The 14,331-nt window shown below is 51.6% G+C and carries 9 protein-coding genes and 2 pseudogenes; all 11 read left to right on the top strand.

The annotated features are described in order from the left end of the window. The first annotated feature begins 39 nt into the window (after positions 1–39). Positions 40–1,560 carry a glycoside hydrolase family 43 protein gene (locus tag ICC18_RS00075; protein ID WP_188172356.1) on the top strand — a complete coding sequence of 507 codons (1,521 nt, stop codon included), beginning with the start codon at positions 40–42 and terminating at the stop codon, positions 1,558–1,560. A gap of 613 nt (positions 1,561–2,173) precedes the next feature. Beyond that, positions 2,174–3,127, top strand: a complete 954-nt coding sequence (locus ICC18_RS00080; protein WP_188172357.1) for an aminoglycoside phosphotransferase family protein — start codon at positions 2,174–2,176, stop codon at positions 3,125–3,127. Positions 3,128–3,305: 178 nt separating this feature from the next. Further along, positions 3,306–6,119 carry a glycoside hydrolase family 3 protein gene (locus ICC18_RS00085; RefSeq protein ID WP_188172358.1) on the top strand — a complete coding sequence of 938 codons (2,814 nt, stop codon included), beginning with the start codon at positions 3,306–3,308 and terminating at the stop codon, positions 6,117–6,119. A gap of 115 nt (positions 6,120–6,234) precedes the next feature. Beyond that, positions 6,235–6,420 carry a hypothetical protein gene (locus tag ICC18_RS00090; RefSeq protein WP_188173163.1) on the top strand — a complete coding sequence of 62 codons (186 nt, stop codon included), beginning with the start codon at positions 6,235–6,237 and terminating at the stop codon, positions 6,418–6,420. Between the two features lie 271 nt (positions 6,421–6,691). After that, entirely contained in the window at positions 6,692–6,946 is a 255-nt protein-coding gene (locus tag ICC18_RS00095; protein ID WP_188172359.1) for a hypothetical protein, read from the top strand. A gap of 279 nt (positions 6,947–7,225) precedes the next feature. Continuing rightward, positions 7,226–7,357, top strand: a pseudogene (locus ICC18_RS33485) (sensor histidine kinase); the annotation flags it as partial. A gap of 468 nt (positions 7,358–7,825) precedes the next feature. Beyond that, positions 7,826–8,782 carry an ABC transporter permease gene (locus ICC18_RS00105; protein ID WP_188172361.1) on the top strand — a complete coding sequence of 319 codons (957 nt, stop codon included), beginning with the start codon at positions 7,826–7,828 and terminating at the stop codon, positions 8,780–8,782. Positions 8,783–8,810: 28 nt separating this feature from the next. Then, positions 8,811–9,701, top strand: coding sequence for a carbohydrate ABC transporter permease (locus tag ICC18_RS00110; RefSeq protein WP_188172362.1), 891 nt, complete (start codon positions 8,811–8,813; stop codon positions 9,699–9,701). Positions 9,702–9,840: 139 nt separating this feature from the next. Next, positions 9,841–11,586 (top strand): type 2 periplasmic-binding domain-containing protein, encoded by a 1,746-nt coding sequence (locus ICC18_RS00115; RefSeq protein WP_188172363.1) that lies wholly within the window; start codon positions 9,841–9,843, stop codon positions 11,584–11,586. Continuing rightward, a pseudogene (locus tag ICC18_RS00120) lies at positions 11,586–11,739 on the top strand (family 43 glycosylhydrolase); the annotation flags it as partial. The gene ICC18_RS00115 and the pseudogene ICC18_RS00120, both read left to right, overlap by 1 nt. A gap of 92 nt (positions 11,740–11,831) precedes the next feature. Continuing rightward, positions 11,832–14,147 (top strand): glycoside hydrolase, encoded by a 2,316-nt coding sequence (locus ICC18_RS00125; protein WP_223192221.1) that lies wholly within the window; start codon positions 11,832–11,834, stop codon positions 14,145–14,147. The last annotated feature ends 184 nt before the right edge of the window (positions 14,148–14,331 follow it).

Genomic DNA, 14,331 nt, shown 5'->3' on the forward strand with positions numbered 1-14,331 from the left:
GCTTTTACATCAGACCCTCAAACAAGGAGAGGAATCCAAATGCCATATACGAATCCGGTCATTCCCGGCTTTTATCCCGATCCGAGCATCTGCCGGAACGGGGATGACTATTATCTGGTGACAAGCTCTTTTGCATATTTTCCCGGAGTCCCCCTATTTCACAGCAAGGACCTCGTTAATTGGCGCCAGATCGGACATTGCCTCACAACCGAGCAGCAGTTGCCATTGGGAAACACTTGGCTCTCGGGAGGAATCTACGCCCCGACGATCCGCCTTCATGAGGGCTGGTTCTATATGGTAACGACGAATGTGAGCGGGGTCGGTAATTTTTTTGTTCGAAGCAGGCAGCCGGACGGTCCTTGGTCCGATCCAATACCTGTCGCGCAGAAGGGAATCGATCCTTCTCTATTATTCGATGAAGACGGCAGTGTATACTTTCAATCCACTTGCGACGGCAATGAAGGCTACGGCATTTATCAATGCGAGATTGACATATGGACCGGAAGCATGCTGACGGAGAGCCGTCTGATCTGGAGGGGAACGGGCGGAGCGTACCCGGAAGCTCCTCATCTTTACAAGATCAACGGATTTTACTATTTGCTGATCGCCGAAGGCGGAACAGAATATGGCCATATGGCTACGATAGCGAGAAGCAGCGCCCCCTATGGACCGTATGAACCGTGTCCCCATAATCCGATTTTGTCTCATAGAAGCTTGAAGAGCAGCATACACGCAACCGGGCATGCGGATCTGGTACAGGCACATGACGGCAGCTGGTGGGCGGTTTTCTTGGGAATCAGGCCTGTTTCTTATCCGATGCGGCATCATCTGGGCAGAGAGACTTTTTTGGCGCCCGTGTCATGGACGGATGACGGCTGGCCGATCATCGGTAACGGCGGGCGTATCGAGTCCGTTATGGAGGCTCCGCAGCTGCAGGAAGTCCGGTGGCCGCATAGGGCAATCAGAGATGATTTTGACGATACAACGCTAGGCTTTGACTGGGTGTTTCTGCGGAATCCGACTCCGGAAAGCTGGTCGCTTCACGAAAGTCCGGGAAATTTGGTGCTGCGTGGGAATAAGGTGTCGCTCGACGATACCGGCGCCCCCGCCTTTGTGGGCCGGCGTCTGCGCCATTTGTCATGCAACATAGCCGCCATATTAGATTTCGAACCGAAAAGCGAAGGCGAGGAAGCCGGACTTACCGTATTTATGAACGATAGGTATCATTATGATCTTGCTGTAAAGTTCAAGGAAGGACGCAAGGTGATCGTATTACGGCGGACCGTGGGATCATTGAGAACGGAGCACACGCTCGAATGCGCAGCGGGTCCGGTCGTGCTAAAGATTGAGGCTCGGCCGGAATGGTTTGTTTTCGCCATTCAGCCCAATCAATCCGATGTCCTTGAGTTGGGCTCGGGTGAAACGCATCTGCTCTCAACGGAGGTAGCGGGCGGCTTTACGGGAGTAGTCATTGCGATGTATGCAGTTTGCGAAACAGGACAGAGTACGCCGGCACTCTTTGATTGGTTCGATTATGAGCCGGTGAATCCTATCGAATAGGTCTGTTTGGGTGTCCAGGATTGAAAAGTTGGTCGATTTTAAAGATAAAGGAACTATGAGTCAATTTCATAATTTGAAAAACCTGGCCACGTAAGGGATCTCGGTCTCGAATAAAATTCGTCACCTCCCCAAGGCCGGTTGGACTAGTTGCCCTTCACTAGAAGCAAAAGCTAAATAGAGACCGCCCAAATCCGTGAATAAGTTCCTGATAAAACCGGTTAACTATCAGAGATGAGCCATTGGAGGTTCAGGTAAAGAGCGCGACGAGATATTGGGTGGCTCTGACTTACATTAACTGGAAAACCTCCATCAAATCGTCCGAATTATCGTATTTCTAATGATATATCTGGAAAATATCCCGTTAATTGGAACCAAATTCGACCAAAACTCGAAAAAAAGACATTTTAAAGGGAGGTTTTCCCGTTAAATGCTGGTATAGGAACTTGAACGAAGGATTAACAGGAGGTTTTCCAGTTAGCTGTGTGAGAATGAGTGGCTATTTTATTAGTGCAATGCAACTAGTTGGACATTGTTGGTAAATCACAATTTTATTATGAAATTGACTCATTATTTCAATTTATAGAAAGATGTGACAAATAATTTGGAAAGTAATGTGAAACCCAAGCTGACAAGCAGCGATATGGAACGAATTATTCATCAAGCGTTCGGAAGCCGGGTCGTCGAAACGAAAGAATTAACGGATGGGTGGGCAAACAGCGCATACGCGATCATCACAAGCGACGACCGCGAGGTTATCCTAAAAGCAGCACCGTTCAAGGGAACAAAAATGATGCGTTATGAGGCAAACTTGATGCGCACCGAAGTCGAGGCGCTACGCTTGTTTGACAACATCGGCACGCTGCCTGTACCTAAGGTGCTAGCACACGACGATACATGCACCTTGATTAATGCGGAGTACTTTATTATGGAGCGGCTTTCGGGGGTTCCTTACAACAAAATTAAAGAGACGCTTTCCCAGGAAGAGAAGGACGCGATCGAATTTGAGCTTGGCGTCTATAGCCGCTTGATCAATGAAGTGCAAGGGGAGAAATTCGGATATTTCCTGCAGCAAGAATCGTGGAATGACTCCTGGGCGGAAGCGTTTCAACAGATGATCCTGGGCGTGCTGGCTGATGGCAGAGATGCCGGAGTCGAGCTGCCTGCGGGCGATGCGGTTATCGAATCGGAAATCGAACGGCATCTTGATGCTTTGCACGAAGTCGTTCAGCCCCGTCTCGTGCATTGGGATTTATGGGATGGAAATGTGTTTGTCGAGCATGGGAAAATAACAGGGCTGATCGATTTCGAAAGAGCGCTTTGGGGCGACCCGCTGATGGAGGTTTATTTCAGCCGCTTCAACCGATCCGTTGGGTTCTCAAGGGGCTATGGGATGGCCTTCGCAACCCAAAACCAGCAGCGGCGCAGGGTGATGTACGATTTTTATCTGGATCTGATCTTGTGGATTGAATGTACCTTCCGGCAATATGAAAACAAAGACCACTGGAATTGGGCCCGCAACAATCTTGAGGAAGGCTGGGTACGTCTCCTCGCGATCGGCCGAGATTAAACCAGGTTCACCTGTTGCCCGAAGATTAGCGGGGATTGGAAGGTCTCTGCCGGTTTACAAAAAAGCAAATAGGATATGTTTAGAGGCCCGAGCAATTGGGCCGTTTCAATGCCACGGCAACCATGGCAGATTGAGCGAAGACGATTTCTAAATACCTTAAAATGGAGGTTTGGCGGCGATGATAAATGCTAAGAGAGTAGCTTTACCGTTTCAGAATCATGATCGGGCAATCGAGGACCGCGTTGTCGACCTGGTGTCCCGGTTCACCCTCGAGGAGAAAATTGGGCTCATGTGCCAATATCAACCCGCAGTCGAGAGGCTGGGGGTTAAGCCTTATAAGCACGGTACCGAAGCCGCCCACGGCATCGCTTGGCTCGGGGAGGCGACCTCTTTTCCGCAACCGATCGGCCTTGCCTGCACTTGGAACCCGGAGCTGCTTGAGCGAATCGGTTCCGTTATCGGCGACGAGGCCAGAGTATTTTATCAGCGGGACCCCGCACGCAACGGCTTGACGCTATGGGCGCCGACTGTCGATATGGAGCGGGACCCGCGATGGGGCCGGACAGAGGAGGCGTACGGGGAAGACCCGTATTTGACGGGTGAGCTTACGTCCGCACTCGTCAAGGGCATCCAGGGACCGCATCCCGTCTACCGCAAAGCGATTGCTACCTTGAAGCATTTTCTCGGCAACAACAACGAGAAGGACCGCGGGCACTGCTCCGCCAGCATCGACCCGCGCAATATGCGGGAATATTATTTGAAAGCGTTCGAGCCGGCCTTCCGCGATGGGGGCGCGCTATCGATGATGACCGCGTACAACTCGATTAACGGGACGCCAGCCATTCTCCATCCAGATGTGCTCGGGGTCGTCAAAGGCGAGTGGGAAATGAATGGCTTTATCGTCAGCGATGCGGGAGATCTGATCGGCCTCGTGAAGGATCACCGTTATTTCGAGACGTATAAAGAAGCAGTCGTGGCGTCGATCAAGAACGGCATCGACAGCATTACGGACGATGCCGAGATTACCTGCTCCGCCATACGGGAGGCGCTCGCCGAGGGGCAGCTGGAGGAAGGCGACCTGGACCGGGCTTTGACCAACACGTTCCGGGTGCGCTTCCTGCTTGGCGAATTCGATCCGGACGAGCGCAATCCGTATGCCGGCATGCCGGATGACACGGTTGGCAAGCCGGAGCATGCGGCTCTCTCCTTGGAAGCAGCCCGCGAATCCGTCGTCCTGCTCAAGAACAAGCACCAGCTGCTTCCCCTTGACAGGGACACCGTGCAGCGAGTCGCCGTGATCGGGCCGCTTGGAGATGCGGTGTACCGCGATTGGTATTCCGGCAGCCATCCTTATAAGGTCACTCCGCTGCAAGGCATACAGGCCAAAATGAACAAAGGTTCCGTCATCTTCGCCGACGGATGCGACCGTGTGCGCCTTCGTTCCGCCGTAACGGGTAAATACGTAGGGATTACGCCGGACGAGAACGGCGCATTGAAGGCGGAACGGACAGCTGCCGATTCTGCCGAGGCGTTCTTGCTGACCGACTGGGGCTTCGGCAGCACCACGCTGAAGGCGCTTTCGAACGGCAAATATGTGACGACCGACGATACGACCGTGACCGCTTCGGCCGAAGACATTTGGGGCTGGTTTGTCAAAGAGGTGTTTCATCCTGTCGAGGGGCAGAATGGGACGATGTCGCTCGCGAGCTGGAACGGGAGCCCTGTATCGCTGCCCGGCGATGAAGGCGGGGCTTTGCGCAAGGAAGTTGTCACGGATGGTCTGAAGGAAGCGGTTGCGGCGGCTGAAGCGTCGGATGCGGCGATTATTATCGTCGGGAACCATCCGCTTATCAACGGAAAGGAAGAGATCGACCGCCCGGACTTGACGCTAGCCGCTTCCCAGGAGAGGCTGATTCGGGAGGTATACAAGGTTAATCCCAACACGATTGTCGTCGTCATCGGGAGCTACCCGTTTGCTCTGAACTGGGTCGATAAGCACATTCCGGCCGTCTTGTATTCCTCGCATGCGGGCCAAGAGCTGGGGAACGCCTTGGCGGACGTATTGTTTGGCGATTACAACCCGGCGGGACGGCTCAATATGACCTGGTACCGCTCCGTAGAGCAGCTGCCCGATATCATGGATTATGATATTCGGAAAGGGAAGCGCACCTATCAATATTTTGATGGAGAGCCGTTGTATCCGTTCGGTTACGGGTTGTCGTATGCGACCTTCCGTTACGATGAGCTGAGCGTGAGTCAGGAGCGTGTGGGTTCCCGCGAGGACATCACGGTGAGTGTGCGTGTCGAAAATACGGGCGATATGGCCGGAGACGAGGTCGTCCAGCTGTATGTGCGCGCCGATTCGTCCCGCGTGCAGAGGCCGCTCAAAGAGCTGAAGGGCTTCCGGCGCATCCGGTTGACTCCCGGAGAGAAGCGGACCGTTCGCTTTACGGTGCCGGTTTCCGAGCTGGCGTTCTGGGATGTGACCAGGGACGCTTATTGCATCGAGTCCGGTACTTATACGCTCATGGTCGGGGGCTCGTCGGGAGATATCCGCGTGCAGAAGAAGCTGGCGGTAGACGGAGATACCGTGCCTCCGCGCGATTTGACCAAGGAGACTCCGGCAGTGAACTACGACGAGTACGAAGGCGTCTACCTGGACGAATGCCGGGAAGGCGGGAGCTGCATCCGGTTATCGGGCGAGGCAGGCTGGCTGCGCTTTGACGATGCCGATTTCCGCGGAGGGATCGGCGGCTTCGAAGCCCGATGTACGACCGGTCGGGGAGGCGGTAGCATTGAGCTTAGATTGGATTGGTTAGACGGCCCGCTTATCGGAACGTGCACCGTTCCTGAGACGGGAGGGCGAACATCGTGGGAGACGGTTGCTTGCAAGACGGATGAAGCGTCGGGAGTTCGCACTGTCTATCTTTGTTTGGGCGGGGATATCGGACTGAGCCGCTTCCGTTTCCTTCCGCAAACCGGAGTTCAGTGATATGAGAGGAGACATCAGTATCTCTCCAAGCTCGCTTCAGGCGCGCCGGGCGAGAAAGCGGTATTGACTGTCAACTTCAACTCGGGTCCCGCCTGGAAGATTCATGTGAGCTACTATAACACGCGGGTGCAACTATTGCTTCTCACCCGACTATACCAACAATCAAATCACGCTGACCTCGAATTTCTTCAATGAAACGACTGACGGAACGGTGATTCTGGCGTTCCACTTCTGGAGCGGGCAAATCGTCAAGTACACAATCGTAAAAAGCGGCACAAGCGTCACAGGCACGGCGCAGTAAAATGGCAAAGCGTTCCGGCAGGGGATTTACGTTCCTGTTGGAACGCTTTTTTATTGTCAGCCTGCACCTGCCAAGCGCCTTTCGCCCAATTTGACAATTTTGGAACCTTCATAAATTGTTAAGATTTGACCGTTAAATTTGGAAGTGTGATTAACCATTGTCGGTTCATTCAACTTCAAACAAAAGATGGAGGAAAAATACGAGGATCCTGCTTTACAAATTGGTCGGAACCGCAGCTATGGCGATGATTCTGATGACAGGATGTATTCAAATGAACAACACAGCGGGCAGCACGAGCAAGGAACGGGGGCCTGCTTCCACCCAGAGTGCATCTGCAGCGGGCAAAAGCAATGTGAATGTGGAGAGCGAATTTGCAACCTTAAAGTGTGTGGTGCTTTCGCAATCCGAGTTTTTCTTCCCCACCCAAGAGATGGAACAAGCAGCGTCTGATAATAATGTTGGTAATTCGCAGTCGGCCGGCATTTTCCCGGAGTTTGGGAACCTGACGGCAGAAGAATCCCAGTAAGCTTGGGAGACCGAACGGGAAAATTTAAAAAAAGTTCTTGAGAAGTATGGCGTTGAGATACATAGACCGCGTCTGCTGACACAAAAGGAGAAAGAGCTGGCAACTGTGAAGGACGGGGTCACCGGCGGCACGGGAGAGACGAACTTCTTTGTAAGAGATCCCTTCTTTACGATCGGCAATCACATGATCGAAGCGCCGTTTCGATCTCCTTGGCGAAGACTTGAAGTTTTGACCGTTCGAGATATTATCAATAAAGAGATTGCCAAAAGGTTTGAGTCGGTCTTTTTATCGATTGTACTGCTGGGTATCCGCAGTAGCCTTGTTTACCTGCGAAAGATCAATGACGAGATTCACATTCTGGAAGGCGGCGAACTGGAGTATACGATGACAATTCAAGGATACGATGAAGTATGCGGCAAATGATTGAGGGGCCGACCTTGTAGGTCTAGCATTAGATTGATATGTTGCATCATCCACAACACCTTTCTTTGTTTGCATGGTTGCTCGACACTTCCATGACACCAAACAAGAAGGGTGTTTTTCTGTCATGAGTGATTGCCGACCAATCCGCGTCATGGGGATGTTTTGCCGGTTATTTTCCGGCACGGAAAAACACTAATTATAGCTGGATTTTAAGTGGAATTTGTTGGGTATTATGATGAAAACGATTTGGTTATAATCGAACACAAAGAGGTTGAGGGTATGCCCGCATAATGAATCTGTGGAGCAAAACCTGAAGCAGGTTCCACCGCTGAGAGGGAGTTGATGAGGAAATGTCATACCACCAGGAGTTCTAGATCTCCTAAGATAGCCGATTTGAAAATCTAAGTAAAAGTGAGTAAATGAAAGAAAACATTATTTAATAGCGGGGGGAGAAACATGAACGCAAACTTGTCCGAACACGCCTATTCCCCAGTTTCGGGAAAGCGCTTTCAGTTTAAAGATAAGTATAAATTATTCCTCATGGCTTTTCCTTTTTTGGTTCTCGTCTTTTTGTTCTCTTATTTGCCGCTGTACGGCTGGATTTATGCCTTTTACGACTACAGGCCCGGCATTCCGTTGTCCAAGACCGAATTCGTAGGCTTGAATTGGTTTACAGCGTTGGTGTCGAATCAGATTCAAGTGCAGGAAATCCTCAGGGTCTTGCGAAACACGTTCGCGATCAGTGCACTTGGCATTCTGACTTCGGTTCTGCCGGTCATCTTCGCGATATTCCTGATGGAAATAAAGAGCACAACGTTTAAGAAAATGGTGCAGACACTTACAACGCTTCCGAACTTTATCAGTTGGGTACTGGTGTACTCCTTCGCCTTCATGTTATTTTCAGTTGACAACGGCTTCCTGAACAATTTGCTGAAGAGCATGCATCTGATAGAACGGCCGCTGAATATACTGGCATCGGACAACCATACCTGGCTGGCCATGACCTTGTGGGGCGTATGGAAAGGACTCGGTTGGGGGGCAATCTTGTACATTGCTGCAATTACCGGGATCGATCCGGAATTGTATGAGGCGGCGAGAGTGGACGGAGCAAACCGTTTCCAGCTGATGTGGCACGTGACGGTTCCCGGGATTATACCGACATTCTTCGTGCTACTCATATTGGGGATCGCAAATTTCATCAATAATGGACTGGAGCAATATTTTGTGTTCTCGAACGCGATCAACATGAATCATATCGAGGTGCTTGACCTTTACGTATACAACATCGGGGTGGTGAACAACAACTTCGGGTTCGCGACAGCGGTCAGTATTTTGAAATCTATTGTCAGCTTGTTCTTGCTGTTTGCAGCCAACGGCCTGTCGAAGCTGGTTCGCGGCGAAGGCGTCATCTAGGTCATCTTGAAGAGAGAGGAGAGTCGACATGGGAAAGACGGGGAAGATTACGATATTTGATATTCTGAACTATACATGGTTTGCCCTTTTTACTCTGGCTTGTTTCTTTCCGTTCTATTATTTGTTTATCAATACGATCAGCAACAACGACTTGAGCAGTAAAGGTCTTGTCATGTTTTACCCGCGAGGGTTTCATTTAAACAATTATATGGAAGTATTCAAGATACCCGGACTGGGTACGGCCACGCTTGTCTCTATAGGACGCACTGTGATCGGCACCTTGTTAACCGTGGCTGCATCGGGGTTTCTCGGATACTTGTTTACGAAAAATATCATGTGGTGCCGCAAATTCTGGTACCGGTTCCTCATCGTCACCATGTATTTTAATGCCGGTTTGATTCCCTGGTTCCTTACCATGCGCAATCTCGGCTTGTTCAACAATTTTCTGGTCTATATCATTCCCGGGATCGTTGCTCCGTTCAATATCATCCTTGTCAAGACGTTCATCGAGTCCACGCCGATCGCGCTGCAGGAATCGGCGCAAATTGATGGAGCCGGCTATTTCACGATTTTCCGGAAAATCGTCATGCCTTTAATTACCCCGATCCTGGCCACGATCGCCATCTTCACGGCCATCGGTCAATGGAACTCGTTTCAGGACACCTTATTCCTGGTCACGGATTCGAACCTGTTTACGCTGCAGTTCATCTTGTACCGTTATTTGAATAACGCGACATCGCTGGCAACTATGATGAAAGCCAGCCAAGGAGGTCTCGGTGCGGATTTGGCCCATATGCAGACGGCCACTTCGATCCGAACGACGGTTTCGATGATTGTTGTCATTCCTATATTGCTCGTTTATCCGTTCTTTCAACGTTTTTTCGTGAAGGGCATTCTGATCGGGGCCGTAAAGGGCTGATTTTGAAACCAAGCAAAGGGGGTGAGGCGGGACGTAGCCGGCTTGTATTGAATAGGTCAAGAGGGCGTCAGCATTCATTTCTTGAATGCAAGGTACTAGAAGGACTAAGCAGGTACATGACAAGGAGGTTAACAACCAGATGTTTAAAGGAAAAAGGTGGATGACAACCGCTGTATCGATGAGCATCGTGCTTGTATTATTATCCGCATGCAGCGGCGGCAGTGGCAATACCGCGGTAAATAGCGATTCACCGGCGCAATCGGGCGCAAGCACCGATCCTTCGAAGCAGCCGGAAATCACGCTGAATGTATACTCGAACCTGGCTAACTATTCCGGGATTCAACCGGGTTGGTTTGCGAAGGTGATCAAGGACAAATTTAATATCAAATTAAACATTATCGGCGGCGGCGGCCAGCAAAAAGAGGCTACGATGTTGGCCTCGGGCGATTTGGGCGATATCCAGGTCGCAGTCAACATCAAAGATGCGATCAAAGCTGGTCTGCTGTTGGATTGGAACAAAGACGGTCTCCTTGACAAATACGGCCAAGACATTAAGAAATATGCAGGCCAAGCGCTTGAAGCGAACAGCAAGCAATTCGGCGGCGGAACGGCGATCTACGGTATTGGGCAAAATGTAGGCAGCGGCAGCGGCCCGAGCGATGGCGCAAACACGAACATCGGTCCGATGCTTCGTTGGGACTTGTACCAGAAGCTGGGCAGTCCGGAAATCAAGACGCTTGACGACTATCTGACCGTGCTCAAGCAAATGCAGCAGCTCAGTCCGAAGAGTGATTCCGGCAAGCCTACGTACGGCTTTTCACTGTGGTCGGACTGGGACAGTGTCAATTCGTTAAACGCGAAGGTCATGGCCTCATTTTACGGCTATGCAGAAGGGGACGGCTTCAATACGGCCGACCTGATTCTGACGAAAGCGAATGAAGCGAAATGGCAAGGCTTGCTCGACGACAACGGTTACTACATGAAAGGCTTGAAATTCTTTTTTGATGCCAATAAGATGGGGCTGCTTGACCCGGACTCCTTGACGCAGAAGTACGCCGACGTGTCCAATAAATACAAGGATGGGCAAATTTTATTCTCGCAATTTTCTTGGGCAAGCAGCAGTTATAATACCCCTGAGCATACGTCTGCAGGCAAAGGTTTCGCGTTTGTCCCATTCGCCGATGAGCAAATGTATACCAGTGGATATTCGCCATATGGAGGCACGTGGCATTGGACCATAGGCGCGAAGACGAAGTATCCGGAGCGCGTAATGCAATTCCTTAACTGGCTGTATACGCCGGAGGGCATACAAGTATCCGCCGCCGGACCGAAGGGCTTGACTTGGGATATCAAGGATGGCAAGCCGACTTTGACCGAGTTCGGATACAAAGCGCTCACGGGCTCTGTCAATATGCCTGACGAATACGGCGGCGGGGTGTTCTCGGACGGAGGAAACCAAGCCAACAACAGGACGATCAACACGTCGATGACGAATCCGGAGACCGGAGAACCGTATGATTACACCATGTGGACCTCATATCTGAACCACAATCCGGATCCGGTCACGAAGAGCTGGCGGGACGCTATGGGTGCGCTGACGATGAAAGACTACGTTGTCAAGAAAAACAAAGCAATCGTGGCGCCTGCGTACTTAAGCACCCAAGCTCCAGCGACGGAACCGGCCAATATCAAGCAGAAGCACAGCGAAGTGGGCAAAGTCATCAAGGAATACTCCTGGAAGATAATGTTCGCGAAGGATGATAACGAGTTTAACAGCCTGAAACAGCAAATGATCACGAAAGCCAAAGGCTTGGGCTACGACGAGGTTGTCAAGTGGCAAGCCGAACAATACGAAAAAACGGTCGGTGCGGCCTTGAAAAAGTAATAAATTTTTCCCCCGGCCCGAGCATCTGCCGGGTCGGGGAAGATTAACTATCTGGTAACAAGCACGTTTGAATACTTTCCGGGAGTTCCGATTTTTCACAGCAAGGACCTTGTCCATTGGCGCCAGATCGGACATTGTTTAACCAACGATCGGCATGAATTTTATGGGATTGTCTGGAACTTCATGTATTATAACATTAATGTTACCGCATACAATTAAAGTCCAATAAGGGAGGAAAATTGGGAATGAAAAAGATAGTCAGTGCAATCACTACAGCAGCGCTATGCATCGGACTTCTCGGAGGCGCTGCCACTGCGGCACCGGCGGCGAACAAGCAGAAGGAGGTGAAGTCCGAGTCGTATGAATGGGGCAGAGCCCAAGTCGTAGGAGGCGGATTTATTCCCGGCATTATTTTCAACCAGACGGAAAAGGATTTGATCTACGCCCGTACGGACATGGGCGGCGCCTACCGCTGGGATCAGGCAAACAATAAATGGATCCAGCTGCTCGACTCCGTCTCCATGGAAGACTGGAACTTGTTGGGCGTTGAAAGCCTCGCCACCGATCCGGTCGATCCTAATCGCGTCTACATCGCTGCGGGCACTTATACAAACGACTGGACGGATCAGAACGGCGCCATCATGCGCTCCACAGACAAGGGGCAAACATGGCAGCGGACACCGCTCCCGTTCAAGCTCGGCGGCAATATGCCCGGACGTTCTATGGGAGAGCGCCTCGTGATCGATCCGAACGACAACCGCATTCTTTACCTCGGTACGCGCAGCGGCAACGGTCTTTGGAAAAGCACGGATTACGGAGTTACCTGGAACAAAGTCGAGAGCTTCACGGCCAAAGGAAGCGTTTCGGAAGATTTCTTCAAGGATCCGCTCGGTATCGTTTGGGTCACATTCGATCCGTCGACGGGCAGCAAGGGACATGCGACTCAAACGATTTACGCAGGCGTTGCAGAGCGGGAGAACAGCATCTACAAGAGCACCGACGGCGGACAAACGTGGGCACCCGTTCCGAACCAGCCCAATCAAGGCTTTCTGCCGCATCACGGCAAGCTCGCTTCGAACGGCATCCTGTACGTGACCTACACCCATGATGTCGGGCCTTTTAACGGCGGGCAGGGATCGGTTTGGAAGCTGGATACGAAGACGGGAGTCTGGACGGATATCAGCCCTACCGGAGCCGGGGATACGTCGAATCCGTACGGCGGCCTGGCCATAGATGCTCGAAACCCGAATACGCTCATGGTCGCCACGATGAACAAATGGTGGCCGGATGAGAACATTTACCGCAGCATGGACGGAGGCGCAACCTGGAAACCGTTCACAACGTACGATTCGAGCGTGAGAACCGATCAATATACGATAGATTACTCCTTGGCTCCTTGGCTAGACTGGGGCGTCAAGAAACAAACGCCCGAAATTTCGCCCAAGCTGGGCTGGATGATCGGATCGCTGGAAATCGACCCGTTCAACTCCGACCGCATGCTGTACGGAACCGGAGCGACGCTGTACGGTGCCGATAACGTAACCGCTTTCGACAATGGCGGCAAAATCAACATTAAAGTCTATGCGAACGGTATTGAGGAGACTGCTGTTCTCGGAGTGGTCAGCCCTCCGTCGGGCGCTCAGCTGCTGAGCGCAATGGGCGATATCGGCGGCTTCCGCCACGAGGATCTGGGCAAAGCGCCGAATATGATCACCAACCCCTATATTGGTACAAGCACAGACCTCGATTATGCGGAACTGAATCCGAACCTCGTCGTGCGTGTCGGCAACGCAAGCAACGCCGATCCGAGAATGGGCGTTTCGGAAGATAACGGAGTAACTTGGAAGCCTGCCGCAAACGCGGGCACACCGAACGGCGGCGGATGGGTGGCCGTAGGATCCGACGGCGCGAACATCGTCTGGAGTCCGGACGGCGTATCCGTTAGCTATTCGACGGATAAAGGCGCAACCTGGACCGCTTCCCAAGGCATTCCCCAAGGGGCGATCGTGTCTTCGGACCGCGTGAACCCGAACAAGTTCTACGGGATCAATGAAGGTACGTTCTATGTCAGCACGGATGGCGGTAAAACATTTGCCGCGTCTGCAGCGACCGGATTGCCCAAGCACTTGACGAGCAAGTTCAAAGCGGTACCTGGAATCGAAGGAGAGATCTGGATCGCCGGGGCGTCGGATAACAAGCATCCGGAAGACGCTTTCGGGCTGTATCATTCCACCGACTCCGGCAAAACTTTCGTCAAACTGGATAATGTCCAAGAAGCCGCCACCATCGGCTTTGGCAAAGCGGCAAAAGGCAAAAAGTATCCGGCTCTATACACCAATGCCAAAATCAACGGCAAATTCGGCATCTACCGTTCCGACAACGCCGGGAAGAAATGGATCCGCATCAACGACGACGCGCACCAATTCGGCGCTGCCAACCGCACGATAACGGGCGATTCTAGAGTATACGGAAGAGTATACGTCGGAACGAACGGTCTCGGCATCGTGATCGGTGACACTGTTGCCAAACAGCATGACGAGAGCAGCGACGATGACAATTAATGCATGATAGCAAACTTCGAAGCCCTCTCGCTTAAGAGATCATGGATTGAACAGCAGGCCCCGAAAGCGAAGAATAGAAGTAACGAACGCAAATTATTCAATGGTCGGATAACAACGCAAATAACCAAATGTGGAAAATATTAAAAGTTAATTAAATGAAAGCCAAGAAAAATAAACCGCTCTT

This window comes from Paenibacillus sedimenti (assembly GCF_014534655.1).
Lineage (GTDB): Bacteria > Bacillota > Bacilli > Paenibacillales > NBRC-103111 > Paenibacillus_E > Paenibacillus_E sedimenti.

Bases quoted from the DNA above. Each gene is read 5' to 3' on its own strand.
- ICC18_RS00125 (WP_223192221.1), top strand. From the start codon at position 11,832: ATGAAAAAGATAGTCAGTGCAATCACTACAGCAGCGCTATGCATCGGA.
- ICC18_RS00115 (WP_188172363.1), top strand. From the start codon at position 9,841: ATGTTTAAAGGAAAAAGGTGGATGACAACCGCTGTATCGATGAGCATC.
- ICC18_RS00085 (WP_188172358.1), top strand. From the start codon at position 3,306: ATGATAAATGCTAAGAGAGTAGCTTTACCGTTTCAGAATCATGATCGG.
- ICC18_RS00105 (WP_188172361.1), top strand. From the start codon at position 7,826: ATGAACGCAAACTTGTCCGAACACGCCTATTCCCCAGTTTCGGGAAAG.
- ICC18_RS00075 (WP_188172356.1), top strand. From the start codon at position 40: ATGCCATATACGAATCCGGTCATTCCCGGCTTTTATCCCGATCCGAGC.
- ICC18_RS00110 (WP_188172362.1), top strand. From the start codon at position 8,811: ATGGGAAAGACGGGGAAGATTACGATATTTGATATTCTGAACTATACA.
- ICC18_RS00095 (WP_188172359.1), top strand. From the start codon at position 6,692: ATGAACAACACAGCGGGCAGCACGAGCAAGGAACGGGGGCCTGCTTCC.